This window comes from Cupriavidus sp. FW305-26, from assembly GCF_058787975.1.
Window position 1 is genome coordinate 1 of record NZ_JBYTAH010000020.1, and the last position, 25,909, is coordinate 25,909.

Below are 25,909 nucleotides of genomic sequence, written 5' to 3' on the forward strand. Positions count from 1 at the left end.
CGTAATTGCCGCCACCCCCGCCTCGTCGCAGGAGGAGGCGTTCGAGCGCGCGCTGCGGCCCAAGCTGCTGGACGAGTACGTCGGCCAGGAAAAGGTGCGCGGGCAGCTCGATATCTTCATGCACGCCGCGCGCAACCGGCGCGAGGCGCTGGACCACGTGCTGCTGTTCGGCCCGCCGGGCCTGGGCAAGACCACGCTGGCCCACATCATCGCGCGCGAGATGGGCGTCAACCTGCGCCAGACCTCGGGCCCCGTGCTGGAGCGCCCGGGCGACCTGGCCGCGCTGCTGACCAACCTGGAAGCCAACGACGTGCTGTTCATCGACGAGATCCACCGGCTCTCGCCGGTCGTCGAGGAGATCCTGTACCCGGCGCTCGAGGACTACCAGATCGACATCATGATCGGCGAGGGCCCGGCGGCGCGCTCGGTCAAGCTCGACCTGCAGCCGTTCACGCTGGTGGGCGCCACCACGCGTGCCGGCATGCTGACCAACCCGCTGCGCGACCGCTTCGGCATCGTGGCGCGGCTGGAGTTCTATACCGCCGATGAGCTGGCCCGCATCGTCACGCGCTCGGCGCAGCTGCTGCATGCCCGTATCGACCCGCAGGGCGCGCTGGAGATCGCCCGGCGCGCGCGCGGCACGCCCCGTATCGCCAACCGGCTGCTGCGCCGGGTGCGCGACTACGCCGAGGTCAAGGGTGACGGGAACATCACTCGCGCCATGGCCGACGCGGCGCTGGCCATGCTGGACGTGGACAGCGTCGGCTTCGACCTGATGGACCGCAAGCTGCTGGAAGCCGTGCTGCACAAGTTCGGCGGCGGCCCCGTGGGCGTGGACAACCTGGCCGCGGCCATCGGCGAGGAGCGCGACACCATCGAGGACGTGCTCGAGCCCTACCTGATCCAGCAAGGCTACCTGCAGCGCACGCCGCGCGGGCGCGTGGCCACGGCTGCCGCCTACCGGCATTTCGGCCTGGCCAACCCGCAAGGCAGCGGCGCCAGCGAACTGTTCGGCGACGCCTGACAGCACGAAGCAGCAACAGCGCCTTGGCAGGGCCCCGGCGCAGCACCAATTAAACGTTTTAATTTCGCGCTCCAAATTTTTTCGAAGTGGATTGCTGGCCCGTGGCCGATTGTCCACAATGGCTTTATCGGCACCGGCCCGGTGCTGCGATGGCCGCGCCCCGCCAGGCACGGCACCTTCACAAATACGTCAAGGAAAGCCAATGATTCGCCATTCGTCCAGCCTGCTCGCCGCAGCCCTCGCCGCCACCGCGTTCGCCGCCGGCAGTGCCAACGCCCAGCGCCCGCCGGCGCCGGTCGGCGTGGCCGAAGAGGCGGTCATCAGCGGCAAGATCGTCGATATCGATCCCGAATCCAAGGCCGTGCTGGTCCAGGGCCCGCGCGGCAACGTGGTCGAACTGGTGGCTGGCGACGAGGCCCGCAACTTTGGCCAGATCCGCAAGGGCGACATCCTCACCGTGGCGCGTGGCGCCGCGCTGGTCGCCGCGCTTGAGCCGGTCGACAGCAAGGCCACCGCACTGGCCGAATCGGTCGACCGCACCACGCGCGCCGCCGAGGGCGGCAAGCCCGGCATCATGCGCGAGATCACCACCACAGTGACCGCACAGATCACCAAGGTCGACCCGGCCAAGCGCCTGATCACCTTCCGCGGTCCGCGCGAGACGCTGCGCACCGTGAAAGTGCAGGATCCGGCCATCGACCTGAACGGCATCAAGCAGGGCCAGATGGCCAAGATCGTCTACCGTGAAGTCGTGGCCATTACGGTCAAGGCACCCGCGGCAGCCGCAGCCAACTGAGCCACTGAGCCAGACGCGGTACTTTTCCCATCAGGAGGTTACCTATGAATCGTCGCCACTTTGTTACCCGGGTTGCCGGATCGGGCCTGCTCGTTGCCACCGCAATGGCGGCAGGCTGCACCACCACCGGCACCAGCGCCTCGAAGGACCCGGTCGCCAAGAAGCAGGAAATCGATGCAGGGGTGGACGGAGCGCTGAACCGGCTGTTCTCCGCCAACCCCGGCGCACGCGACCTGGCGCAGCGTGCGCAAGGAGTCCTGGTGTTCCCGCGTGTCATCTCGGCCGGCCTGGTGGTAGGCGGCGAGTACGGCGAGGGTGCGCTGCGATCGAAGGGCGCGACGGTCGGCTACTACAGCACGACGCAGGCCTCGGTCGGGCTGACCGCCGGCGGGCAGTCCAAGGCCGTCATCATCATGTTCATGACCCCGGAGGCCTACAACAAGTTTGTTGCCAGCAAGGGCTGGACCGCCGGCGCCGATGCCAACGTGGCGGTGGCCAAGGTCGGCGCGGACGGCAGGCTCGACACCCTGACCAGCCAGCAGCCGGTGATTGCCTTCGTGCAGACCAATGCCGGCCTGATGTTCGACGTCTCGGTAAACGGCTCCAAGATCAGCAAGCTGGATATCTGACCCGGCCACCGGCTGCGCCGCTCCACCTGAAATTCCCGGCTTCGGCCGGGAATTTTCATTTCAGGCGGCCGCAGCAACGCTTGCGCATGCCGCGGCAGAATCCGGGGTCCGCTGGCATAATCGCGCCCAAAACACCGCGCGCCAGCGCGTCCGACCGGGAGCCCCCATGTCCGCCATCCCCGCCAGCGCAGGCCCCGCTGGCCGCGTCTACCGTTACTATGACTTCGTCATGGTGGCCTTTGTCACCGTGCTGCTGTGCTCGAACCTGATCGGCGCGGCCAAGGCGGCACAGGTGACGCTGCCCGTGATCGGCACGGTGACCTTCGGCGCCGGCGTGCTGTTCTTCCCGATCTCCTACATCTTCGGCGACGTGTTGACCGAGGTCTACGGCTACGGCCGCGACCGGCGCGTGGTCTGGGCCGGCTTTGCCGCGCTGGCTTTCGCCACCTTCATGAGCCTGGTGGTGCTGAACATGCCGGTGGCGCCCTTCATGGCGGACTACCAGAAAAGCCTGCAGGACGTGTTCGGCAACACCTGGCGGATTGCGCTCGGCTCGCTGATCGCCTTCTGCTGCGGCAGCTTCACCAACAGCTACGTGCTGGCCAAGATGAAGCTGTGGACCTCGGGGAGGTGGCTGTGGACGCGCACGATCGGCTCTACGCTGGCCGGGGAGCTGGTCGACTCGTCGCTGTTCTACGTGATCGCGTTCTACGGCATCTGGCCGCTGGAGAAGGTGATCCAGGTGGCAGTGGCGCAGTACGTGCTGAAGACCGGCTGGGAAGTGGTGATGACACCGGTGACGTACAAGGTGGTCGGGTTCCTGAAGCGGGCCGAGAACGAGGATTATTTCGACCGCAATACCGACTTCACCCCGTTCCGCGTCCGCGTGTAGCGCTAAGGCACGCGCCGGTCCACCTCGTCCAGCGCCAGGTTTTCAAGGTGGCTGACATCGCCCCACTGCGCCAGCGTCAGGTGGCTGCTGTCGCTGCGTAGCCGGTTGACGCTGGCATTGAGCAGTTCATGCTGGCGCGGTGCTTCCAGCGTCATGCCGGTGGCCTCGCGGTACAGGCAGTCAAGCACGCCACCGTGCGCCACCAGCGCGATGCGCTCGCCGGGGTGCCGGCGCGACAGCGCCAGCACCACCTCGACCGCGCGCTCATGGAAGCCCAGCAGCGACTCGCCTTCAGGCGGCGCGTAGTCCGGCACGCGCGCCTGCCAGCGGGCGAAATCCTCGGGCAGGTGCTCGGCTACTTCGGCGTAGGTCTTACCCTGCAGCGTGCCGTAGCTGCGCTCGCGCAGGCGCGCATCGGGGCGCACCTGCAGCCCGAGCACCTCGGCCAGCGGCGCAGCGGTTTCCATCGCACGCGACAGGTCGCTGGCATAGACCGCATCGATCGGCTCGCCCGCCAGCGCCGTGGCCAGCGCGCGCGCCTGGGCGCGGCCGGTCTCGTTCAGGGGAATGTCGAGCTGGCCCTGCAGCCGGCGCTCCCGGTTCCAGGCCGTTTCGCCGTGGCGGATCACGATCAGGTGGGTATAGGCCAGCGAATGCGGCCCGGGGCTTTGCGACATGCCGTTTCCTTCGGGATTTCCTTTGAGGCCGGCGCCCCGCGGCGGGCGCCCCCGGCCAGACGTTATTTCGCCAGATTAGGGTTCAGCGTATAAGTGCCGGTGAGGCTGGCCTGCGCCAGCACATGGCCCTGGATCGCCTCGCGCACCTGCGCGCCGGTGAAGGTGCCATCGAGCGGCAGCCGGTCGATGTCCAGCGCATACAGCGTGAACACGTAGTGGTGCAGCAGCGTGTCGTTCCACGGGGGGCACGGGCCGTCATAGCCGTAGTAGTCGCCCTTCATGTCGGCATCGCCGGCGAACCAGCCGGTGTAGTCGTTGATGCCGTGGCGCAGGCCGCCCGCGGTGGCGGTGCCGCCGGTGGCTTCGGGGCCCGGCTTGCCGCGCGCGATCACGCCGTCGCTGTGCGAGCCCGCCGCGATCGAGGTCAGGCCCGGCGGGATGTCGACCAGCACCCAGTGGAAGAAGTCAACGCGCGGCAGCGCGGCCGGCACTTCGCGGCCTTCCTGGTTGACGTCGTCGCCCTTGCTGGGCACGTCGCGGTCGTGGCAGATCAGCACGAACGAGCGCGTCTCGGCCGGGGCGTCTTCCCAGCGCAGGTCGGGATTGCGGTTATTCGACAGGGCCACGTGGGCGGCGGCGTCGGGCACGCAGAAGGCGAACTCGCCGGGAATCGGCGCGTTGTCGTTGAAGGACTTGCTCCAGAGTTTCATTTGTCTCTCCTGTCTTGGTACCGCGCCGGGGCGCGGCAGCTTGGAATCTGTTCAGGCCGGCGGCACCCGCAGCCAGAAGGTGACCGGGCCGTCGTTGACCAGGCTGACCTGCATCATCGCGCCGAACTCGCCTGTCTGCACCTGCGGATGGGCGGCGCGCGCCTGCGCCACGAAATGCTCGTACAGGCGCCGGCCGTCCTCGGGCGAGGCAGCGGGCGTGAAACTCGGCCGCGTGCCGCTGTTGGTATCGGCCGCCAGCGTGAACTGCGACACCACCAGCAGCCCGCCGGCGTTGCCGTTGCCGTCCATGTTCTGAACCGGCAGGTTCATCTTGCCGGCAGCATCGGAAAACACCCGGTACGACAGCATCTTGGCCAGCAGCCGCTCGGCCTGCGCCTCGGTGTCGCCGCGCTCGGCGCAGACCAGCGCCAGCAGGCCGGCGCCGATTTCACCGGTGGTGCGGCCTTCGACCGTGACGCGGGCCTGGGCCACCCGCTGGATCAGCGCGATCATCCCGGCCGCCTCAGGCCAGCGTCACGCGCGCGAAACGGCGCTTGCCCACCTGCACGACATAGGTGCCCGCTGCCACCCTGGTGGCCTTGTCGCTGACCGTGGCGCCGTCGATCTTGACGCCGCCCTGCTCGATATTGCGGTTGGCTTCCGAGGTGGACGGCACCAGGTTGGCCTGCTTGAGCAGCTGCGCGATGCCCAGCGGCGCGCCAGTCAGGCTCACTGCCGGGATATCGTCCGGCACGCCGCCGCGGGCGCGGTGGTTGAAGTCTTCCAGCGCCTTCTCGGCATCGGCCTGGCTGTGGAAGCGCGCCACGATTTCCTGCGCCAGCAGCACCTTGCAGTCGCGCGGATTGCGGCCCAGCGCGATTTCCTGCTTCATCAGCTCGATCTCGGCCAGCGGGCGGAACGACAGCAGCGTGTAGTACTGCCACATCAGGTCGTCCGAGATGCTCATCAGCTTGCCGAACATCTCGTTGGGCGCTTCGGTCACGCCGACGTAGTTGCCCTTGGACTTGGACATCTTCTCGACGCCGTCCAGGCCCACCAGCAGCGGCATGGTCAGGATGCACTGCGGCTCCTGGCCGTATTCCTTCTGCAGCTCGCGCCCGACCAGCAGGTTGAACTTCTGGTCGGTGCCGCCGAGCTCCAGGTCTGACTTGAGCGCGACCGAGTCATAGCCCTGCATCAGCGGGTACAGGAACTCATGCACGGAGATTGGAATCCCGGAGCGGAAGCGCTTGGTGAAGTCGTCGCGCTCCATCATGCGCGCCACGGTGTACTTGGCCGCCAGCTGGATCATGCCGCGCGCGCCCAGCGGATCGCACCACTCGCTGTTGTAGCGGATCTCGGTGCGGGCCGGGTCCAGCACCAGGCTGGCCTGGCGGTAGTAGGTCTGGGCGTTGGCCTCGATCTGCTCGCGCGTGAGCGGCGGGCGCGTGCTGTTGCGGCCCGACGGATCGCCGATGGTCGAGGTGAAGTCGCCGATCAGGAAGATCACCTGGTGGCCGAGGTCCTGCAGCTGGCGCAGCTTGTTCAGCACCACGGTATGGCCGATATGGATGTCGGGCGCGGTCGGATCCAGGCCCAGCTTGATGCGCAGCGGCACGCCGGTGGCCTCGCTGCGCGCCAGCTTCTGCGCCCATTCGGATTCGATCAGCAGTTCGTCGCAGCCTCGCTTGGAGACTTCCAGGGCCTGCATCACCGACGGCGTCAGGGGGTATTTGGCCGTGGGGCCCGTGGCAACTTCAGTCATGACGTAAGTCTTTGAAATACTTGAAATTTTAGGAAATTTCCTGACAGCCGCCAGGGCCGGATTTTGGTATAATCCACGATTCCCGGCGCCTACGGAAGCCTTTCCAGTGCGCCACCCGCCACTTTATGCAGCAATGCAGGCGGCCAAATAACAGTGAAGAGCCCGCGCCGCACCTCGGGGGAGGAAGGCAGACGAGACACATCGTCCCCGGCAGCGGTGCTCAGACCAAGGTTGAATTTTACGTGATGTGGTCCAGACTCCGCGAAGTTTTCGCGCGTGAGCTGGTGGTTCTTGTCGATCCGACCAACCCCCAGCACGCGCGGCGGCGCAAACAACTGACGGCCTCGGTGGGCGCAATCTTCACGCTCGGCATGGCCGCGGCGATGGGCGTTGCGCCGCGCAGCGCCTTTGACGATCCGCTCGCACCGCGCACGCAGCAGGCGCTGCGCATGCCCGACGTGCGCGAGCAACTTGAACAGCTTACCGACAGCCAGGCCGTCTACGTGCGCGAAGAACGCATGCAGCGCGGCGACACCATCGCCAGCCTGCTCAAGCGGCTGGGCGTGGACGATGCCGACGCGCAGGCGTTCATCGTCAAGAACCCGACCGCGCGCGGCCTGTTCAACCTGAACCCCGGCCAGGCGGTGCAGGCGGAGATCGACGAAAGCAACACGCTGGTGTCGCTGCAGGCCAACCTGGGCGGCGACGCAGCCGCCTCGCGCGAGCTGGTGATCGAACGCGTGCGCGCGGCCAGCGACAACACCGCCGCCACCTACAAGGCCAAGGTGCAGCGCGTCGACAATGACGTGCACTATGAGATGGCCTCGGGCGCGATTTCCGCGGGCGGTTTCTTCAAGGCCATGGACGCGGCCAACGTGCCCGACGAAGTCGTGCAGCAGATGCTGTCGATCTTCTCCGGCGTGATCGACTTCCACCACGACATCGCCAGCGGCGACCGCTTCCGCATCATCTACGAAGCGGGCTTCCGCGACGGCACCTTCGTGCGCAACGGCCGCGTGGTCGCACTGGAGCTGATCAACCGCAACCAGCTGCACCAGGCGCTGTGGTTCGCGCCCGAAGACAGCAAGGACGGCGGCGCCTACTACACCTTCGACGGGCGCAGCATGAAGCGGCCGTTCCTGCGTTCGCCGGTGGAATTCTCGCGCGTGTCGTCGGGCTTCGGCGGCCGCGAGCATCCGCTGCATCATGACTGGGCGCAGCACAAGGGCGTGGACTTCGCCGCCCCGACCGGCACCAAGGTGCTGGCCACCGGCGACGGCGTGGTCGAGTTCGTGGGCCAGCAGAACGGCTACGGCAATATCGTCATCCTGAACCACGCCAACGGCTACTCGACCTACTACGCGCACCTGTCCGGCTTTGCCGGCATGCGCCAGGGCCAGCCGGTGCGCCAGGGCCAGCTGATCGGCTATGTCGGCTCGACCGGCTGGGCCACCGGCCCGCACCTGCACTATGAGTTCCGCTTCAACGACGTGCCGCAGAACCCGCTGACCATCACGCTGATGGAATCGCCGACGCTGACCGGCAAGTCGCGCCAGGAATTCCTGACCTACACCAGCGGGCTGCTCAGCCGCATCAATGCGCTGCGCACCTACAACGTGCTGACCGCCTCCAACTGACCGCGCCCATCGTGACCCAGCCCGTGCCTGGCAGCGAACGCTATATCGGCATCATGTCCGGCACCAGCATGGACGGTGCCGACGCAGTGCTGGTGGATTTCAGCGGCGCGCGGCCCGCCGTGCTGGCGGCCGCCAGCCGGCCTTTCCCCGACACGCTGCGCGCGGCATTCTCTGCCCTGCAGCAGCCGGGCGAGGACGAGATCCATCGCGAGGCGCTGGCAGCCAATGCACTGGCGCAGGTCTACGCCGACTGCGTGGCGGCACTGCTGAGCGAGGCCCAGGTCGACGCGGCCGCGGTGGCCGCCATCGGCGCCCACGGCCAGACTATCCGCCACCGGCCGGGCCTGTACGACGGCATCGGCTACACCCGCCAAAGCCAGCATCCGGCGCATCTGGCCGAGCTCGCCGGCATCGACGTGGTGGCGGACTTCCGCAGCCGCGACCTCGCCGCCGGTGGCCAGGGCGCGCCGCTGGTGCCGGCGCTGCACCATGCGCTGTTCGGCAGCGACGCCGAAACCCGCGTTGCCTGCAATATCGGCGGCATCTCCAATATCAGCATCCTGCCCGCGGCGGGCGGCGCCGTCAGCGGCTTTGACTGCGGCCCGGGCAATGCGCTGCTCGACTACTGGGTCGGCCGCCACCGCGGGCTTCCCTTCGACAGCAACGGCGACTGGGCCGCCAGCGGGCGGGTCGACGCCGCGCTGCTGGCGCAGTGCCTGGCCGAGCCCTACTTCAGCGCAGCACCGCCCAAGAGCACCGGGCGCGACCTGTTCCATCCTGGCTGGCTCGAAGCCCGTCTCGCCTCGTTCCAACACCTCGCGCCTGCCGATGTGCAGGCGACACTGGCCGCGCTGACTGCCGAGGCCATCGCGCGCGACATGCGCACCCATGCGCCTGATGCGCGCCGCCTGATCGTCTGCGGCGGCGGCGCCCGCAATGCGTTCGTGATGGCACGACTGACGCAGGCATTGCCCGGCGTGGCCATCGAGACCTCGGATGACTACGGCGTGCCGGTGTCGCAGGTCGAAGCCATCGCCTTTGCCTGGCTGGCACGCCAGTGCCTGCTGCGCCTGCCCGGCAACGTGCCCACCGTGACCGGCGCCGCCGGGCCGCGCGTGCTGGGCGCGATCTATCCGCGCTAAGGCAGGCGCATCGCGCCGCCCGCCTCCACCCAATCCATGAACGCTTGTGCCAGTGGCGAGGCCCGCATGGCCGGCGAGCGCGCCAGCACCACGCGCTGCGGCGTCACCGGCTCGCGCAGCGGCAGGCACGCGATCGGCACGCCGTCGTAGCTGTGGTCGCCGGCCGGGCGCGTGCACGACAGCGCCACGCCATAGCCGTGCGCCACCAGTCCGCGCTGCATCTCGAAGGTCTGCGTGTACTGGTGCAGCACCGGGTGCAGGCCATGCGCCCAGAACAGCGACAGGAAGTACTCGCGCGTCTGCGGGATGTCCTCGAGGATCAGCCGTTCGCCGGCCAGGTCGGCCAGGCTCACATCGGTGCCGCTTGCCAGCGGATGGCCGGCGGGCAGCAGCGCATAGGGTGCCAGTTCCGCAAGCGTGCGGCGCTCGGTGCGGGCATCGAGCCCCAGTTCATAGGTCAGCGCCAGTTCGGCCTTGCCCGCCTGCAGCGTGCGGTGGACGGTCGCCAGGTCGGCCTCGAACAAGGTCACCGAGATGCCCGGATGGTGCCGGCGCAGCCCCGCCAGCAGACGTGGCACAAAGTACGGCCCGAGGTCCTGGAAGCAGGTCAGCGAGAGCTGGCCGGTCAACCCCCGGCCGGTGGCGTCGTCCACGGTGAGGCCGGCCGCCAGCGCAAGGATGTCTCGTGCCCGCCCCAGCAGGCGCTGACCGGCGGGCGTCAGCGACAACCCACGGCTGACCTGGCGCCTGAAGAGAGGCTCGCCCAGAGTGTCTTCCAGCTGCGCGATCGCGGTGGAGACAGACGGCTGCGACACATGGCGCGCGCGAGCCGCCGCGCTGATGCTGCCGTGCTCGGCTGCGGCGACAAAGTATTCGAGCTGGCGGAAAGAGAAGGGGATCATGATTTCCTATATCGCAACATAGGAAATATATGCTTTTCCTATCCCCAATGCATGGGGATACTGGGCACATCGCCCCCACACAATATCGCCATGAACATCACCCAGGAACACATCGACACCTACCAGCGCGACGGCGTGCTGGTGCTGCGCGGCGCTTTCACCGACTGGGTCGAACGGCTGCGCGACGGCTTTGCGCAGAACCTGGCCGAGCCGGGCCCCTTCGCCATCGAGAACGTACGGCCCGGCGAAAGCGGGCGCTTCTTCGAGGACTACTGCAACTGGCAGCGCATTACGCCGTTCGATGACTTTATCCGCCAGTCGCCGGCGGCTGCCATTGCCGGGCGCATCATGCAGTCGCAGGCGGTGCAGGTGTTCCACGAACACATCCTGGTCAAGGAGCCCGGCACGGCCAAGCCCACGCCGTGGCACCAGGACCTGCCCTACTACTGTGTCGACGGCACCCAGACCGCGAGCTACTGGATCCCGCTGGACCCGGTGACGCAGGCCAATACCCTGCGCGTGGTGGCCGGCTCGCACCGCTGGGCGCGGCTGGTGCGGCCCAAGCGCTGGGCCAGCAACGAGAACTTCTATGGAGGTAACGACGCCTTCATGGAGATGCCGGACGTGGAAGACGGCAGCTACACCCTGCTCGCACCGGAACTGGAGCCAGGCGATGCCGTGGTGTTCGACTTCCGTACCGTGCATGGCGCTGCCGGCAATACCGGCAGCGGGCGCCGGCGAGCGTTCTCGGCGCGCTTCCTGGGCGACGACGTGCGCTTCATGCAGCGGCCCGGGCGCACCTCACCGCCCTTTCCCGGCATCGATCAGCAGACCGGCGAGCGCATGCGCGAAGACTGGTTTCCCGTGGTCTGGCGCGCCGCGCGGTAAGCCATCGCGGAAAAGAAAAAACGCACCCGAAGGTGCGTTTTTTTTCTGGGCCGGTGCCGGTCAGACCGAGAACGACGAGCCGCAACCGCAGGTGGTCGAGGCATTCGGGTTCTTGATCACGAACTGCGCGCCGTTGATGTCTTCCTTGTAGTCGATCTCGGCGCCGACCAGGTACTGGTAGCTCATCGAGTCGATCAGCAGGGTGACGCCGTTCTTGACCATGGTGGTGTCGTCTTCGTTGACTTCCTCATCGAAGGTGAAGCCATACTGGAAGCCGGAGCAGCCGCCGCCCTGCACGAACACGCGCAGTTTCAGTTCGGCATTGCCCTCTTCCTCGATCAACTGCTTGACCTTGTCGGCGGCGCTGTCGGTAAAGACGAACGGTGCCGGCACGTCCTCGGTAACGGGTGCCTCTGCGACTGCGTTCATGGGGGGTTCTCCTGTTTAGATACGCCTGTATTCTAAGCGCTACTGAAAGATCGTGCCGAAACCCTGTGTTTTCAAGGGGTTCCCGGCATGGCGGGTGCCGCTCAGGCGGCCTTTTCAGTGGGTTGGGTGTCGGCAGCGGGCGTTGCGCGGTCCGTGACAGCAGCCTCGTCCGCCGCTTCCGTCACTTCGACCGCCGGCGCCGCCTCGACCAGGTTCGGCAGCGCCTTGATCTCGCCTTGCACCAGCGGCATCAGGCGGCCTTCGACCAGCGCGCCCTGGTGCATTTCCAGCGCCGCATAGCGCACGTCGCCCAGCACGCGGGCATGCGGCTGCAGTTCGAGCAGGTCGGTGGCCTGCACCGGGCCCTTGACGGTGCCGTTGAGCACCAGGTGGCCGACGCTGATCTCGCCCTCGACCATGCCTTTTTCGCTGACCACCAGCATGCTCGGCTTGCCCGGCGCCGCAGTGACGTTGCCGCGCACGCGGCCGTCCAGGCGCAGGCCGCCCGCAAATACCAGGTCGCCGTCGACGGCGGTGTCTTCGCCGATCAGAGTATCGATCGAAAGGCCCTTCTTTTTCGAAAACAGCATCACTCTCACTCCTCTCTCGTTCGTGCCGAACCCTCCGGCCGTGGCGCATTCGCGCCGGCAAGCAGCACTTGCCGATGGCGACAGGGCGTGATTGTAGCCGCGCGCAGCCCATACCCCACAAAAGTATGGCTGCCCAATCGCTTTTTCGGCAGGCCAGAGTATTTCCGTACCCTGCAGGCGAAAAAAAACCGCACGGCCAGCGTGCGGTTTCTTTGGTCTCGCAAGATCCGGCAGTACCGGACCTGCGAAAACGCATCAGCGCTTCGAGAACTGCTTGCGACGACGCGCCTTGTGGAAGCCGACCTTCTTACGCTCGACTTCACGTGCATCGCGCGTGACGTAGCCAGCCTTCGACAGGGCCGACTTCAGGGTCGCATCGTAGTCGATCAGGGCGCGGGTGATGCCGTGGCGCACTGCGCCGGCCTGGCCGGTTTCGCCACCGCCGGTCACGTTGACCTTGATGTCGAACGTTTCAGCGTGAGCGGTCAGTTCCAGGGGCTGGCGCACGATCATCAGCGAGGTTTCGCGAGCGAAATACTCTTTGATGGGCTTGCCGTTGACGATGATATCGCCCTTGCCCGACTTGATGAAGACACGAGCCACAGCGCTCTTGCGGCGGCCAGTACCGTAATTCCAGTTACCGATCATGGATTGGCCTCCTTAGATTTCCAGCGCCTTGGGCTGCTGCGCTTCATGCGGATGCTCGGCTTCGGCGTAAACCTTCAGCTTCTTGATCATCGCGTAGCCCAGCGGACCCTTCGGCAGCATGCCCTTGACAGCCTTTTCCAGGGCACGGCCCGGGAAACGCTGCTGCATCTTGCCGAACGTCGTTTCGTAGATACCGCCCGGGTAGCCCGAATGGCGATAGTACTTCTTGTCCGTTTCCTTGGTACCCGTGACACGCAGCTTGGCTGCATTGACGATGATGATGTAATCACCCGTGTCGACGTGCGGAGTGAATTCCGGCTTGTGCTTGCCGCGCAGACGGCGTGCCACTTCGCTGGCGACACGGCCGAGGACTTTGTCCGTCGCGTCAATCACGTACCAGTCGCGCTTTACCTCATGAGGCTTGGCGGAAAAGGTCTTCATGATTTTTCCTGACTATTAGTTCGTACCCGAAATCCGACTCGCGAAGGCTTGTACTCGCCCCTGCAAGTCTTGTGGCTGGCCCGTGAGGGCTGGCCTGATCCTGCTCTTTCTTCCGCGGGTATGACGGAAAGCCTTCCATTATACTGGCGGCTACCGGAACCGCACAAGCAAAGACTGACCTTTTCGTCAAGGTCGCCGCCATCGCGGGCCCAAACCAGGGCAGCGTCGCGCGCTTTTCAGTGCTTAGCGCGCCAGAACGCAGGGGCGAAAAAAAACCCAAGCGGTTGAGCTTGGGTTTGAATCCACCAAAGGAGGAGGGTGGAGGAGACACTGGGAGATCGACGGAGGGACTGGCGGGCGGTGCGGCTTGCCCTGGGGCTTCGCTTTCGCACTCTGGCGCGCTGTCAGTGCCGTCGTTCAATGATTCAAATTATACATGGGGTTTTCCCCAGTGCAAGGAAAATTTGTACTGCGAAATGCAATTTCGTATTGCGGAAAGAAAAACGTGACGCACCAGACAGGGTATTTCTATTAAAAATCAATGATTTACGAAAAATCAAGGCATGTCATTGAGCTGTCATACTAGAGGAAACCCTCAGATTTCATAGGGATTTGGGCGTCAGCAACCCAAGCTGGGCGATGCCATATACTGAGAATTGCAAGATTCGAGATCATGCGTCTGTGATCGGAAGCACACAATATAAACGACAGGAACGAACAAAATGGAATGCAAAGTGACATGGATGGGTGCCGACGGCATGAGCTTCGTGGCCCAGACCGGCAGCGGCCATATCGTGGCGATGGACGGTGCGCCCGACGGCGGCGGCCATAACCTGGCACCGCGGCCGATGGAGATGGTGCTGCTCGGCACCGGCGGCTGCACCGCCTATGACGTGGTGCTGATCCTCAAGCGCGGCCGCCAGGACGTTTCCGGCTGCAGCGTGCAGCTGCAGGCCGAGCGCGCCGGCGAGGACCCCAAAGTCTTCACCCGCATCAACTTCCATTTTGTGGTGACCGGCAAGAATCTCAACCCCGCCACGGTCGAGCGTGCCATCAAGCTGTCGCACGAAAAGTACTGCTCGGCGTCGATCATGCTGGCCAAGACGGCCGAGATCACGCACACGATGGAAATCGTCGAAGCCTGAAAGGAAGATGCAGACCCGGTACGCCGTGGTGGCGCCGGGTCATGCCGGAAGAAGAAGCAAAGCAGGCCGATAAGCCGGATTCTGTGCGCCCCGCCCGCCTTGCGGCAAACGGTGCGTGACAACCATTCCTCTAGGCCGGCTGTTACCAGCCGGCTCCAGCTCCCTACCCGCAGACTCAGCGGGCCGCTTCATCGCCTGCCTATTTGGGATTGCTCCAGGTGGAGGTTACCGCGTTTCACCCTTCCCGCCGGGCGAACCCGGCGGCAAGACTCGTCTCTGTGGCCCTATTCCGCACGTTGCCGTGGATGGCTGTTAGCCAACACCCTGCCCTGTGGAGTCCGGACTTTCCTCCCCCTGCACCTTGCGGTGCAGGCAGCGGTTGCCTGGCCTGCTTTGCGGCCCGCAGTCTAACACCGATTGGCGGCGCCTTCAGCCGGCGCGCCGTCCTGGGCGGAACACAGAGGTATCGGCGTAGAAGCCAGGTTCGGCGTTATCGTCGCACCAGCCCGGAATACCCATCACCGGCAGCGGCGCAAAACTGCGCCCGCCGCGCAGCGCGCCAGCCTGGGCCGCAGCGGCAAGGGATTGCGCCAGCATGACGTCCAGCCACGGGCCTGCCGCCTGCTGCGGCGCCAGCGGCAGCACCCATGCATGGGCAGTGACCGACTTGTACGGCTGCACCAGTTTTTCGAGTAGCGCATGGCCGAACGGCACCACCGTGCAGGCCCTGCCCCACGCCGGCCTGGATTCGACCAGCAGCCGCTGCCACGCAAACCCCTTGAGCGCATCCGCCAGGTCCTGGTCGGTGCTGACAAACAGCACCGCATTTTCGTCGAACAGGGTCGCCGCATCGCGCACGCTGCCGCGCGTGGTCTGCACGCCTTCGCGCGCAATGACCTCGGCCTGGATCTGGTTGAGCACGCGCTTGGCTTGCGGGAAATGCAGCCAGGTCAGCGCGTTGAAGAAATCGTGGAGATTGTCGCGGGTCGGGATCTCGCCGGTGGCATGGATATGCGCCTCATAGGCGCTGCCTTCCGGCAAGGCATGCTGGGCAATGAAACGCAGCGGCAGGCCGCGGGCATTGCACAGGCGGAGTTGGGCTGCATGCGCACTTAGCAGCGCGCGCAGATCGGCGCCGCCCTGCACCGCCGCAGCGAGCGCGGCACCCTGCGCAGCAAACAGCTGGAACCACGGCCGGGACCAGTCGATCCCGGCCAGCGCGGCGACGAAGGGCTCGTCGCCCGCTTGCGCCTGCATGGGCAAGGCCGCAGCAGGGTTTAGCGGGCCTTCCAGCGCAGCGTCTCGCCGCCGCGCAGCGGCACCAGCGTGGTGTCGCCATAGGGCAGCTCGGCCGGCAGTTCCCAGTCCTCGCGCTCCAACGTCAGCGTGCCGGTGTTGCGCGGCAGGCCGTAGAAGGCCGGGCCGTTGAAGCTGGCAAAGGCTTCCAGCTTGTCCAGCGCGCCGGCGGCGTCGAAGGCCTCGGCATACAGCTCCATCGCGTGCAGCGCGGTATAGCAGCCGGCGCAGCCGCAGGCGTGCTCCTTCAGCCCGCGCGCGTGCGGCGCGCTGTCGGTGCCCAGGAAAAAGCGCGGGCTGCCCGAGACCGCGGCCGCCACCAGGGCCTCGCGATGGGTCTCGCGCTTGAGCACCGGCAGGCAGTAATAGTGCGGGCGGATGCCGCCGGTGAAGATGGCGTTGCGGTTGTAGAGCAGGTGGTGCGCGGTGATGGTGGCGCCGACCGGGCCGCTGGCGTCGCGCACGTATTCGGCCGCATCCTTGGTGGTGATGTGCTCGAACACCACCTTCAGCTCGGGCATGTCGCGGCGCAGCGGCGTCATCACGCGGTCGATAAAGACGGCTTCGCGATCGAAGATGTCGATGCTGGGGTCGGTCACCTCGCCATGCACCAGCAGCGGCAGGCCCGCGCGCTGCATCGCTTCCAGCGCCGGGTAGCAGCGGCGGATATCGGTCACGCCGGCGTCGCTGTTGGTGGTGGCGCCGGCCGGGTACAGCTTGACGCCGTGCACAAAGCCGCTGGCCTTGGCCGCGGCGATCTCTTCGGCCGTGGTGTTGTCGGTCAGGTACAGCGTCATCAGCGGCTCGAACTGCAGGCCGGCCGGCAGCGCCGCCAGGATGCGGGCACGGTAGGCCTGCGCCTGCGCCACCGTGGTCACGGGCGGCTTCAGGTTGGGCATGATGATGGCGCGGGCGAACTGGCGCGCGGTGTCGGGCAGCACGGCGGCCAGGGCCGCGCCGTCGCGCAGGTGCAGGTGCCAGTCGTCCGGGCGGGTGATGGTGAGCTTCTGGGTCATGGCTAGCTTGGGCCTGCCGCGGCGGCGGCTGGCGTTCGTCGAAATCAGAGAATCAGGATGGCGCGGTAGTCGTTCACATTGGTGCGCGTCGGGCCGGTGACTACCAGGTCGCCGATGGCATCGAACAGGCCCCAGGCGTCGTGCCCGTCCAGCTGGCGCAGTCCCGGCAGGCCGGCGGCCGCGGCGCGCGCCAGCGTGGTCGGATCGGCCAGCGCACCGGCATTGTCTTCCGAACCGTCGATGCCGTCGGTGTCGGCCGCGATCGCATGCACGCCGGGCATGCCGTCAAGCTCGACCGCCAGCGACAGCAGGAATTCGGAGCAACGCCCGCCCCGTGCCTTCGTGGCGCCACCGCCGGCAGGCAAAGTGACCGTGCACTCACCTCCGGAAATCAGCGCCACGGGCGCGGCAAACGGCGCATTGTACGCGCGAATCTCGCGCACCAGCGCGGCGTAGACGCGGGCCACTTCGCGCGCTTCGCCGGTCACGGTATCGCCCAGCACCACCGGGGTGATGCCGCGTTCGCGGAACAGCGCCGCGGCCGCCTGCAGGCTGCCATGTGCAGTGGCGATCATGCGGTGGTCGACCCGGGCGAACAGTGCATCGCCCGGCTTGGGCGTCTCCGGCACGTCGCCGCGGGCGCCGCACTCCAGGTGTGCCTGCACGCTGGCCGGCACCTGCGCGCCCCAGCGGCGCAGGATCTCCAGCGCATCGGCAAAGGTGCTCGGGTCGGCCACGGTCGGGCCCGAGGCGATCGCACTGGGATCGTCGCCGGCCACGTCCGAGACGATCAGCGTGGTCACCGGCGCACGGCTTGCCTGCGCCAGCCGCCCGCCCTGGATGCGCGAGACATGCTTGCGCACGATATTCATCTCGGTGATCGGTGCGCCACAGCGCAGCAGTTCCCGAGTGGCGGCCTTCAGGTCAGCCATCGGGATGCCTTCGGCCGGCAGCGACAGCAGGCTGGAGCCGCCGCCTGACACCAGCACCAGCAGCCGGTCCTGCGGCGTCAGCGACTGCACGCTGGCCAGGATATCGGCGGCGGCCTGCTCGCCGGCCTCGTCGGGCACCGGATGGCCGGCCTCGATCACGCGGATATGGTCGGTCGGCAGCCCGTGGGCGTAGCGCGTGACCACCAGCCCCTCCAGCGTGGCCTTGCCAGCGTAGGCACGCTCGACCGCCGCGGCCATCGACGCCGCGGCCTTGCCCGCGCCCACCACCAGCGTGCGGCCGCCCGCGTGCGGGGGTGGCAGGTGCTGCGCCACGATCTGCAGCGGATCGGCCGCCGCCACCGCCGCGTGGAAGCTGTCCAGCAGCAAGGCGCGGGGATCGCCCGCGACCGCCGCGCTCACAGCGCCTCCGCGATAGCCAGGCCCAGGTCGGCAGTGCCGGCCTTGCCGCCGATGTCGCGCGTCAGCGGCGCGTGTTCGGGGCCCGCGGCCAGCACCTTTTCGATCGCGCCCAGTACGGCGGTGCCGGCTGCTTCATGGCCCAGGTGCTCCAGCATCATGGCGCCGCACCAGATCTGGCCGATCGGGTTGGCCACGCCGCGCCCGGCAATATCCGGGGCCGAGCCGTGCACCGGCTCGAACAGGCTGGGAAAGGTGCGGTCGGGGTTGATATTGCCCGACGGCGCGATGCCGATGGTGCCGGTGCAAGCCGGGCCCAGGTCGGACAGGATGTCGCCGAACAGGTTGCTGGCCACCACAACGTCGAACCAGTCCGGATGCTGGACGAAATGCGCGGTCAGGATGTCGATGTGGTACTTGTCGACCTTGATGCCGGGGTAGCTGGCCGCCATCGCCTCGACGCGCTCGTCCCAGTACGGCATGGTGATCGAGATGCCATTGGACTTGGTCGCCGACGTCAGGTGCTTCTTCGGCCGCTTCTGTGCCAACTCGAAGGCAAACTTCAGGATGCGGTCGACGCCGGTGCGGCTCATCACGGTTTCCTGCACCACGATCTCGCGCTCGGTGCCCGGGAACATGCGCCCGCCGATGCTGGAGTATTCACCCTCGGTGTTCTCGCGCACCACATAAAAGTCGATATCGCCAGGCTGGCGGCCGGCCAGCGGGCTCCTGATGCCGGGCATCAGCCGCACCGGGCGCAGGTTCACGTACTGGTCGAACGAGCGCCGGAACTGCAGCAGCGAACCCCACAGCGAGACGTGGTCAGGCACGGCATCAGGCCAGCCCACCGCGCCGAAGTAGATGGCGTCGTACTTGACCAGCGTGTCGAACCAGTCGTCCGGCAGCATCTTGCCGTGGCGGGCGTAGTAGTCGCAGCTGGAAAAGTCGAAGTGGTCCCACTGGAAGTCGATGCCGAAGCGCCGCGCCGCGGCGTCCATCACGCGGATGCCCTCGGGCATGACTTCCGTGCCGATTCCGTCTCCGGGAATCACGGCGATCTTGTATTGGCGCATGGTTATTGGGGAGATACGTGCAGGATGGCCGGTCGCCGCGCGCGGCCGGCCGACGCTGCTTGGCAGCGGCCCGGGTGCGCGGGATAATGTCTGCATTCTATTGCAAAGCGGCAGCCCGCTGCCGACCGGTGCCCCGATATGTGCCAGCTGCTAGGCATGAACTGCGCCACGCCGACCGACGTGACGTTCTCCTTCACCGGCTTTGCCGCGCGTGGTGGCCTGACCGACCATCACGCCGACGGCTTCGGTGTGGCCTTCTTCGAGGACAAGGCCTGCCGCCTGTTTATCGACAACCAGTCCGCCGGCACCTCGCCGGTGGCAGACCTGATCAAGCGTTACCCGATCAAGTCCAAGAACGTCATCTCGCATATCCGCAAGGCCACGCAGGGCACCGTGCTGCTGGAGAACTGCCACCCCTTCATGCGCGAGCTGTGGGGTCGCCACTGGATCTTTGCCCATAACGGCGACCTGAAGGGCTTCACCCCGTTCCTGTCCGGCGTCTACCAGCCAGTGGGCGATACCGACAGCGAACTGGCCTTCTGCACGCTGATGCAGGGCCTGCGCAAGCGCTTCCCGGGTTCGCAGCCGCCGCTGAACGAGCTGTGCCATGCGCTGGCCGACATCACCCGCGAGATCACGCTGCATGGCGTGTTCAACTACCTGCTGTGCAACGGCCAGGCCCAGTTCGCGCACTGCTCCACGCACCTGTACTACATCGTGCGGCAGTGGCCGTTCTCGACCGCGCACCTGATCGACGCCGACCTGTCGATCGACTTCGCCCAGGTCACCACACCGGACGACCGCGTGGCGGTGATCGCCACCCAGCCGCTGACCGACAACGAGACCTGGACCCGCTTCGCCCCGGGCGAGCTGATCATGTTCGAGGACGGGCACCCGACCATGACGCTGACGGTGCCGATCCCGCCTGAAGTGCAGGCGAAGAACGCGGCCAACACGGCCTGCACCTGAGCCATCGGGAACGAAAAAAGGGACGCCGAGGCGTCCCTTTCTGCTTGCCCTGCCAGGCCGGTCAATGATGCAGGATCTTCGACAGGAACTGCCTGGCGCGCTCGGAGCGGTGTTCGATATTGCCGAAGAACTCCTCCTTCTCGCAGTCCTCGACGATCTTGCCCTGGTCCATGAAGATCACGCGGTTGGCCACCTTGCGCGCGAAGCCCATTTCGTGGGTCACGCACATCATGGTCATGCCTTCCTGCGCCAGCTGCACCATCACGTCCAGCACTTCGTTGACCATCTCCGGGTCCAGCGCCGAAGTCGGCTCGTCGAACAGCATGCAGATCGGGTCCATCGACAGCGCACGGGCGATCGCCACGCGCTGCTGCTGGCCGCCCGACAGCTGGCCGGGGTACTTCTCCGCCTGGCTCTTCAGGCCCACGCGGTCCAGGTACTTCAGGCCCTTGGCCATCGCCTCGTCCTTGGAGCGGCCGAGCACCTTCATCTGCGCGATGGTCAGGTTCTCGGTGATCGACAGGTGCGGGAACAGCTCGAAGTTCTGGAACACCATGCCCACGCGCGAGCGCAGCTTGGGCAGGTTGGTCTTGGGATTGCCCACCGAGGTGCCGTCGACCAGGATATCGCCCTTCTGGAACGGCTCAAGCGCGTTGACGGTCTTGATCAGCGTGGACTTTCCCGACCCGGACGGGCCGCATACCACCACCACTTCACCCTTGGCGACCTTGGTGGTGCAGTCGGTCAGCACCTGGAAGGCGCCGTACCACTTGGAGACATTGTTGATTTCGATCATACAGCCACCTTTTTCTGGTAACGCTTGACCAGCAGCGAAGCGGAGAAGCAGATAACGAAGTACACCACGCCGGCGAACAGCAGCATCTCGACGATGCGGCCGTCACGTTCGCCGATGCCGTAGGCCTGGCCGAAGAAGTCGGCCAGCGCGCTGACGTAGACCAGCGACGTATCCTGGAACAGGATGATGCCCTGGGTCAGCAGCAGCGGCACCATGTTGCGGAACGCCTGCGGCAGGATCACCAGCCGCATCGACTGGCCATAGGTCATGCCCAGCGCCTGCGCCGCGAACATCTGCCCGCGCGACACGCTCTGGATGCCCGCGCGGATGATTTCCGAGTAGTACGCGGCCTCGAACAGCGCAAAGGCCACCAGCGCGGACGTCATGCGCAGGTCGGTCGCCGGCGACAGGTTGAACAGGTTCTGCAGCACCTGCGGAATGATCAGGAAGAACCACAACAGCACCATCACCAGCGGGATGGAGCGGAAGATGGTCACGTACCCCTGCGCAAACCAGTTCAGCAGCCTGAACGACGACAGCCGCATCATCGCCAGGATGGTGCCCCAGACGATGCCCACCACCACCGCGGTGACGGTGATCTTGAGCGAGACCATCATGCCCTCGCCCAGGACCTCGAGCGTGGCAGGGGTGATGGAAGTGAAATCGAAGGAATAAGCCATGGCGCCCCCTTACTTGCCGCCGATAAAGCCGGGCACGCGCGTGCGGGCTTCCACCCAGCGCATGATCAGCATCACCGTCACGTTGATCAGCGCGTACATCAGCGTGACCGCGATGAACGATTCATACGGGCGCGCGGTGTAGTCCACCAGTTGCCGGCCCTGCGCCGCCAGTTCCAGCAGGCCGATGGTCGAAGCCACCGCCGAATTCTTGAAGATGTTCAGGAATTCGGAAGTCAGCGGCGGCACGATCACGCGGAACGCCATCGGCAGCAGCACGTGGCGGTACGTCTGCGGCAGCGTGAAGCCCATCGCCAGGCCGGCATTCTTCTGCCCGCGCGCCAGCGAGTTGATGCCCGAGCGCACCTGCTCGCAGACCCGCGCGGCGGTGAAGGTGCCCAGGCACAGCATGGCGGCCAGGAACTGCTGCGCGAACGGGTTCATCTGCTTGATCGCCTCGCCACCGGGCAGCAGCTCGGGCGCGACGAAATACCAGATGAACAGCTGCACCAGCAGCGGGATGTTGCGGAAGATTTCCACATAGGTGGCGGCGATGCCCGCCAGCCACTTGTTGGGCACGGTGCGCAGCACGCCGAGCACCGAACCGATGACCAGGGCGATGACCCAGGACGAGAGTCCCAGGGCGAGCGTTACCTTCAGGCCCGAGATCATCCAGTCCAGGTAGGTCTCGTTCTGGGCGGCCTGTTCGAGGAAAACTGCCCAATGCCAGTTGTAGTTCATGTTGCGTCCTCAAAAAGAAACGGAAGGACATGCCTTCCGTTTCACACTGCTGTCAACGGCAGGTCAGTCCAGCGCCTTGTCGTTCGGCGTCTTGAACAACGCCTTCATGTCTTCGGACAGCGGGAAGTCCAGGTTGAGGCCCTTCGGCGGCACCGGCGTCATGAACCACTTGGTGTACAGGGTGTTGATCGAACCGTCCTTCATCATGCCGGAGATCACGGTATCGGACAGCTTCTTGAACTGCGGATCGTCCTTGCGGATCATACAGCCATAGGACTCGCGCGATTGCGGCTTGCCCACCACGATCCAGTCGGCCGGGTTCTTGGCCTTGGCGCGCTCGCCGTACAGCAGCGCGTCGTCCATCATGAACGCGACCGCGCGGCCCGATTCCAGCGTCAGGAACGACTGGCCATGGTCCTTGGTGCTGATGATGTTCACGCCCAGCTTCTGGTCGTCGTTCATCTTGCGCAGCAGGCGCTCCGACGTGGTGCCGGCGGTGGTGACGACGTTCTTGCCCTTCAGGTCGGCCCAGTCCTTGATGCCGGCGTCCTTCTTCACCATGATGCGCGTGCCGATGATGAAGATGGAGTTGGTGAACCCAACCTGCTTCTGGCGCTCCAGGTTGTTGGTGGTGGAGCCGCACTCGATGTCGATGGTGCCGTTCTGCAGCAGCGTGATGCGGTTCTGCGAGGTGATCGGGATTTCCTTGACCTGCAGGTTCGGCAGCTTGAGCTGGTCCTTGATGGCTTCCACGATCTTCATGTTGATATCGTAGGAATAGCCGACCTGACGCACGCCGCCCAGGTTGTAATTGAACGGAATCGACGACTCGCGCACGCCCAGCGTGATGACGCCGGTGTCCTTGATCTTCTTCAGCGTGCCCGTCAGTTGTTCAGCTGCCTGTGCCGTCCCGCACATCACGCCCCCGGCAATCATCAGGGCAGCCAGCTTGGCGAAATTCATAACATCTCCTTGACCATGAAGAGAAAGCGGGATTCTAGAGATAAAACCCCCACTGGTGAAACAGTATTGCGCAGCATCCGCCGCAATACAACTGGGTTTTCTCCTAGAACCCCACTTCAGGGCAATCACTGCGCACGGCGTCCGGATACGACAACGCGGTCTCCGGCGCTTGCCGGAGACCGCGTCTGACGGTCATGAGCCATGGGGAGCGGGACGATTATTGCATTGCACCATGGCAGTGCCTTATCCCGTTTCCCGTGCCCGGATCAGGGATACAGGCCGCGCATCTCGCGCGCCTGCAGGATCCGCGTACAGGCCACGATAAACGCCGCCGTGCGCAGCGTCACCTTGTTGTCCTGTGCCACTTGCCAGATTGCCCGGAAGGCTTCTTGCATGATCCGTACCAGGCGCTGGTTGATTTCTTCCTCGGTCCAGAAAAAGCTGGAGAAATCCTGCACCCATTCGAAGTAGGACACGGTCACGCCGCCGGCGTTGGCGATCACGTCGGGACAGACCAGGATATTGCGCTCGCGCAGGATATCGTCGGCTTGCGGCGTGGTCGGGCCGTTGGCGCCTTCAATCACCAGCTTTGCCGTGATCTTGGGCGCGTTCTGCACCGTGATCTGGCCTTCCAGCGCGGCCGGGATCAGGATGTCGCAGTCGACTTCCCAGAACTGCTCGGTGCGCAGGACTTCGCCGCGGAAGCCTTCGATGGTGCCGCTGTGCGAGGCGTATTCCATCATCGCCGGCACGTCCAGGCCGGCCGGGTCGAACAGCGTGGTGCGGTGGTCCTGCACCGCCACCACCTTGGCGCCGGCCTCATGGAACAGCTTGGCCGCCACCGCGCCCACGTTGCCGAAGCCCTGTACCGCCACGCGCGCGCCCTTGATCTCCAGGCCGATATTGCGCGCGGCCTCGGAGCCGACCACGAACACGCCGCGGCCGGTGGCTTCGTGGCGGCCGAGCGAGCCGCCCAGCGAGATCGGCTTGCCGGTCACCACGCCGGTGGCCGTGCTGCCGGAGTTCATCGAGTACGTGTCCATCATCCAGGCCATGACCTGGGCGTTGGTGTTCACGTCCGGCGCCGGAATATCCTTGCTCGGCCCGATGATGATGTTGATTTCGCTGGTGTAGCGGCGCGTCAGGCGTTCCAGCTCGGCGTGCGAGAGCGTGCGCGGATCGACGCGGATGCCGCCCTTGGCACCGCCGTAGGGCACGTTGACCGCGGCATTCTTCACCGACATCCAGGCCGACAGCGCCATCACCTCGGACAGGGTCACGTCCTGGTGGAAGCGCACGCCGCCCTTGCCCGGGCCGCGCGACAGGTTGTGCTGCACCCGATAGCCCTCGAAATGGGCAATGGTGCCGTTATCCAGTTCGATGGGAACGTCGACGATCATCGCGCGCTTGGGGCGCTTGAGGGTTTCGACCCAGCGTGCCAGCGAGCCCAGGTAAGGCGTGACACGGTCGACCTGCTGCAGGTAGATGCCCCAGGGGCCGAGATGGTCGGCATTGAGGTAAGACGGGAGTGCGTGCTTTTGGCCAGCAATATTGGTCGGTGCTGCGGAAGACATCGGTTGGTTCCGGTGTGAAGAATGCCCGCAAGCTTAGGGCTGGCGCCCCGCCCGAATCCAATGCCGTTTGCTCATCCGGTCATGCAAAACCTGCATAACGTTGTCATCTGGCGGAAACCGGGGAGCCGGCCGGCTGGGCGGACTGGGCCGCCGACAAGGTCGACCACACCTGGTCGACCAGCTGGCGCTTGCGCCGTGCCCCGGCGCGGCGTTCGTTGCCGTTCTCGCCCGGGCGCTCGCGGTACAGGCGGATTTCCATGTCGATCGACAACGGCAGCCCGCGCGCCGACTCGGCCCGCACCAGCCGGCCCGCGGCCACGTCCTCGCGCACCGCGCTTTCGGGCAGGAAGGCCATGCCGTGGCCGGCCAGCGCCATCACCTTGAGCGCCTCGGCCATGTCGGTCTCGTAGCATTTGTCGAGCTTGAGCGCCTCGGAGGTGTCGGCCAGCAGCAGGTCGACCATGCGGCCGAGGAAGGCGTTGGGCGTGTAGCTGAGGAAGGGCACCGGCTTCTTGTCGGTGCCGGGCAGCCGGAATTGCGGCTTGCCGGCAGCGTCCGGCACGCTGTAGGGCGACAGCCGCTCGGTACCAAGTACCAGCATGTCGTACCGGGCCGGATCCAGCTGGATCGCCTGGCGCGCGTGGTGGTAGACCATCACCAGGTCGCAGCCGCCCTCCACCAGCATCAGCACCGCGTCGTGGACGTTGAGCGCGCGCAGCCGGCACGGCAGCGTGCCGATCCTGCGCTCCAGCGCCTTGAGCCATTCCGGGAAGAAGGTCAGCGACAGCGTATGCGGCACCGCGAACTCCAGCACCTGGGCGTTGGCCGAGCGCTGGCCGCGCATCAGCGCACGGGTCTCGCTGACCTGCGCCAGCATGGCCAGCGCCTGCTCGTAGAACACCTTGCCGGCCGGGGTCAGGCTGGTGGGGTAGCTCGAGCGGTCGATCAGCTCGGTGCCGACCCACGCCTCCAGCGACTGGATGCGGCGCGAGAACGCCGGCTGCGTGACGTGGCGCAGCTCGGCCGAGCGCGAGAAGCTGTGCGTCTCGGCCAGGCTGACGAAGTCTTCAAGCCATTTGATTTCCATGACGCGGATTATCCACCCGCGGCATGGGGGCCGTCACCTGGCCCCGGGGAGCA

Annotated in this window: 28 protein-coding genes and 1 other RNA gene; 9 read left to right on the top strand and 20 right to left on the bottom strand. The window is 66.1% G+C overall.

From position 1 onward, the window contains the following. The 4 genes from ruvB to AC3WQZ_RS13440 form a co-directional block, all read left to right on the top strand. Positions 1–1,024 (top strand): Holliday junction branch migration DNA helicase RuvB (gene ruvB / locus AC3WQZ_RS13425; protein ID WP_492300709.1); only part of this gene is annotated, 1,024 nt, incomplete at its 5' end. Between the two features lie 202 nt (positions 1,025–1,226). After that, positions 1,227–1,820: a hypothetical protein gene (locus AC3WQZ_RS13430; RefSeq protein WP_010813893.1), complete on the top strand. Its 594-nt coding sequence runs from the start codon at positions 1,227–1,229 to the stop codon at positions 1,818–1,820. Positions 1,821–1,864: 44 nt separating this feature from the next. Continuing rightward, positions 1,865–2,449, top strand: coding sequence for a BPSL1445 family SYLF domain-containing lipoprotein (locus AC3WQZ_RS13435; protein ID WP_010813894.1), 585 nt, complete (start codon positions 1,865–1,867; stop codon positions 2,447–2,449). 166 nt (positions 2,450–2,615) lie between these two features. Beyond that, positions 2,616–3,341 (top strand): queuosine precursor transporter, encoded by a 726-nt coding sequence (locus AC3WQZ_RS13440; RefSeq protein WP_010813895.1) that lies wholly within the window; start codon positions 2,616–2,618, stop codon positions 3,339–3,341. 2 nt (positions 3,342–3,343) lie between these two features. On the opposite strand, the gene AC3WQZ_RS13445 is transcribed toward AC3WQZ_RS13440, so the two are convergent. From AC3WQZ_RS13445 to tyrS, 4 genes are all read right to left on the bottom strand, one after another. Further along, positions 3,344–4,018, bottom strand: a complete 675-nt coding sequence (locus AC3WQZ_RS13445; protein ID WP_010813896.1) for a histidine phosphatase family protein — start codon at positions 4,016–4,018, stop codon at positions 3,344–3,346. Between the two features lie 62 nt (positions 4,019–4,080). Beyond that, a complete protein-coding gene (locus AC3WQZ_RS13450) occupies positions 4,081–4,728 on the bottom strand; it encodes a YbhB/YbcL family Raf kinase inhibitor-like protein (protein WP_010813897.1) in 648 nt (215 codons plus the stop codon). 51 nt (positions 4,729–4,779) lie between these two features. Next, entirely contained in the window at positions 4,780–5,241 is a 462-nt protein-coding gene (gene dtd, locus AC3WQZ_RS13455) for a D-aminoacyl-tRNA deacylase (RefSeq protein WP_010813898.1), read from the bottom strand. Positions 5,242–5,251: 10 nt separating this feature from the next. Beyond that, positions 5,252–6,493, bottom strand: a complete 1,242-nt coding sequence (tyrS, locus tag AC3WQZ_RS13460; protein WP_010813899.1) for a tyrosine--tRNA ligase — start codon at positions 6,491–6,493, stop codon at positions 5,252–5,254. A gap of 245 nt (positions 6,494–6,738) precedes the next feature. Between tyrS and AC3WQZ_RS13465 the strand changes: the two genes are divergently transcribed. Together AC3WQZ_RS13465 and AC3WQZ_RS13470 are read left to right on the top strand one after the other, a co-directional pair. Further along, complete coding sequence (locus tag AC3WQZ_RS13465) at positions 6,739–8,130, top strand: M23 family metallopeptidase (protein WP_011614541.1); 1,392 nt, start codon at positions 6,739–6,741, stop codon at positions 8,128–8,130. An 11-nt stretch (positions 8,131–8,141) separates the two neighbouring features. Continuing rightward, entirely contained in the window at positions 8,142–9,272 is a 1,131-nt protein-coding gene (locus AC3WQZ_RS13470; protein ID WP_492300710.1) for an anhydro-N-acetylmuramic acid kinase, read from the top strand. On the opposite strand, the gene AC3WQZ_RS13475 is transcribed toward AC3WQZ_RS13470, so the two are convergent. Continuing rightward, a complete protein-coding gene (locus AC3WQZ_RS13475) occupies positions 9,269–10,174 on the bottom strand; it encodes a LysR family transcriptional regulator (RefSeq protein WP_011614539.1) in 906 nt (301 codons plus the stop codon). The two genes, AC3WQZ_RS13470 and AC3WQZ_RS13475, sit on opposite strands and share 4 nt — an antisense overlap. Before the next feature lie 90 nt (positions 10,175–10,264). Here AC3WQZ_RS13475 and AC3WQZ_RS13480 point away from each other — a divergent pair, with 90 nt between their 5' ends. Then, entirely contained in the window at positions 10,265–11,062 is a 798-nt protein-coding gene (locus tag AC3WQZ_RS13480) for a phytanoyl-CoA dioxygenase family protein (RefSeq protein ID WP_058697883.1), read from the top strand. A 60-nt stretch (positions 11,063–11,122) separates the two neighbouring features. Here AC3WQZ_RS13480 and erpA read toward each other — a convergent pair whose 3' ends face one another. The 4 genes from erpA to rplM all read right to left on the bottom strand — a co-directional run bounded on the left by erpA (position 11,123) and on the right by rplM (position 13,170). Further along, positions 11,123–11,491 carry an iron-sulfur cluster insertion protein ErpA gene (erpA, locus tag AC3WQZ_RS13485; protein WP_010813904.1) on the bottom strand — a complete coding sequence of 123 codons (369 nt, stop codon included), beginning with the start codon at positions 11,489–11,491 and terminating at the stop codon, positions 11,123–11,125. A gap of 101 nt (positions 11,492–11,592) precedes the next feature. After that, positions 11,593–12,081 carry a bactofilin family protein gene (locus AC3WQZ_RS13490; protein WP_436220829.1) on the bottom strand — a complete coding sequence of 163 codons (489 nt, stop codon included), beginning with the start codon at positions 12,079–12,081 and terminating at the stop codon, positions 11,593–11,595. A gap of 255 nt (positions 12,082–12,336) precedes the next feature. Further along, the gene (gene rpsI / locus AC3WQZ_RS13495) at positions 12,337–12,729 is read right to left on the bottom strand and encodes a 30S ribosomal protein S9 (RefSeq protein ID WP_010813906.1); all 393 of its coding nucleotides are present in this window, start codon (positions 12,727–12,729) and stop codon (positions 12,337–12,339) included. A 12-nt stretch (positions 12,730–12,741) separates the two neighbouring features. Then, on the bottom strand, positions 12,742–13,170 hold the full coding sequence (gene rplM, locus AC3WQZ_RS13500; RefSeq protein WP_010813907.1) for a 50S ribosomal protein L13: 429 nt from the start codon (positions 13,168–13,170) through the stop codon (positions 12,742–12,744). 722 nt (positions 13,171–13,892) lie between these two features. Here rplM and AC3WQZ_RS13505 point away from each other — a divergent pair. Beyond that, positions 13,893–14,315: an OsmC family protein gene (locus tag AC3WQZ_RS13505; RefSeq protein WP_010813908.1), complete on the top strand. Its 423-nt coding sequence runs from the start codon at positions 13,893–13,895 to the stop codon at positions 14,313–14,315. A gap of 54 nt (positions 14,316–14,369) precedes the next feature. On the opposite strand, the gene rnpB is transcribed toward AC3WQZ_RS13505, so the two are convergent. The 5 genes from rnpB to AC3WQZ_RS13530 form a co-directional block, all read right to left on the bottom strand. Next, an RNA gene (gene rnpB / locus AC3WQZ_RS13510) (RNase P RNA component class A) lies at positions 14,370–14,710 on the bottom strand. A 34-nt stretch (positions 14,711–14,744) separates the two neighbouring features. Then, positions 14,745–15,572, bottom strand: a complete 828-nt coding sequence (locus tag AC3WQZ_RS13515; protein ID WP_454749232.1) for a DUF3025 domain-containing protein — start codon at positions 15,570–15,572, stop codon at positions 14,745–14,747. 20 nt (positions 15,573–15,592) lie between these two features. Further along, entirely contained in the window at positions 15,593–16,627 is a 1,035-nt protein-coding gene (gene pyrC, locus AC3WQZ_RS13520; protein WP_011614536.1) for a dihydroorotase, read from the bottom strand. Between the two features lie 44 nt (positions 16,628–16,671). Continuing rightward, positions 16,672–17,979 carry a glycerate kinase type-2 family protein gene (locus AC3WQZ_RS13525; RefSeq protein WP_492300711.1) on the bottom strand — a complete coding sequence of 436 codons (1,308 nt, stop codon included), beginning with the start codon at positions 17,977–17,979 and terminating at the stop codon, positions 16,672–16,674. Then, positions 17,976–19,049 (bottom strand): tartrate dehydrogenase, encoded by a 1,074-nt coding sequence (locus tag AC3WQZ_RS13530; protein WP_492300713.1) that lies wholly within the window; start codon positions 19,047–19,049, stop codon positions 17,976–17,978. Before AC3WQZ_RS13530 ends, AC3WQZ_RS13525 begins: the two co-directional genes overlap by 4 nt. A 138-nt stretch (positions 19,050–19,187) precedes the next feature. On the opposite strand from AC3WQZ_RS13530, the gene AC3WQZ_RS13535 reads away from it, so the two are divergent. Beyond that, a complete protein-coding gene (locus AC3WQZ_RS13535) occupies positions 19,188–20,018 on the top strand; it encodes a class II glutamine amidotransferase (protein ID WP_010813913.1) in 831 nt (276 codons plus the stop codon). A 61-nt stretch (positions 20,019–20,079) separates the two neighbouring features. Here the strand turns inward: AC3WQZ_RS13535 and AC3WQZ_RS13540 are convergent, their stop codons facing one another. The 6 genes from AC3WQZ_RS13540 to AC3WQZ_RS13565 all read right to left on the bottom strand — a co-directional run bounded on the left by AC3WQZ_RS13540 (position 20,080) and on the right by AC3WQZ_RS13565 (position 25,856). Further along, a complete protein-coding gene (locus AC3WQZ_RS13540; protein WP_010813914.1) occupies positions 20,080–20,814 on the bottom strand; it encodes an amino acid ABC transporter ATP-binding protein in 735 nt (244 codons plus the stop codon). Further along, the gene (gene gltK / locus AC3WQZ_RS13545; protein WP_010813915.1) at positions 20,811–21,494 is read right to left on the bottom strand and encodes a glutamate/aspartate ABC transporter permease GltK; all 684 of its coding nucleotides are present in this window, start codon (positions 21,492–21,494) and stop codon (positions 20,811–20,813) included. Before gltK ends, AC3WQZ_RS13540 begins: the two co-directional genes overlap by 4 nt. A 9-nt stretch (positions 21,495–21,503) precedes the next feature. Continuing rightward, complete coding sequence (locus AC3WQZ_RS13550) at positions 21,504–22,232, bottom strand: amino acid ABC transporter permease (RefSeq protein WP_010813916.1); 729 nt, start codon at positions 22,230–22,232, stop codon at positions 21,504–21,506. Between the two features lie 63 nt (positions 22,233–22,295). Then, positions 22,296–23,195: a glutamate/aspartate ABC transporter substrate-binding protein gene (locus AC3WQZ_RS13555; RefSeq protein WP_010813917.1), complete on the bottom strand. Its 900-nt coding sequence runs from the start codon at positions 23,193–23,195 to the stop codon at positions 22,296–22,298. 266 nt (positions 23,196–23,461) lie between these two features. Further along, positions 23,462–24,769 carry a Glu/Leu/Phe/Val family dehydrogenase gene (locus tag AC3WQZ_RS13560; protein WP_010813918.1) on the bottom strand — a complete coding sequence of 436 codons (1,308 nt, stop codon included), beginning with the start codon at positions 24,767–24,769 and terminating at the stop codon, positions 23,462–23,464. A gap of 103 nt (positions 24,770–24,872) precedes the next feature. Then, entirely contained in the window at positions 24,873–25,856 is a 984-nt protein-coding gene (locus AC3WQZ_RS13565) for a LysR substrate-binding domain-containing protein (protein ID WP_011614535.1), read from the bottom strand. Between the last annotated feature and the right edge of the window lie 53 nt (positions 25,857–25,909).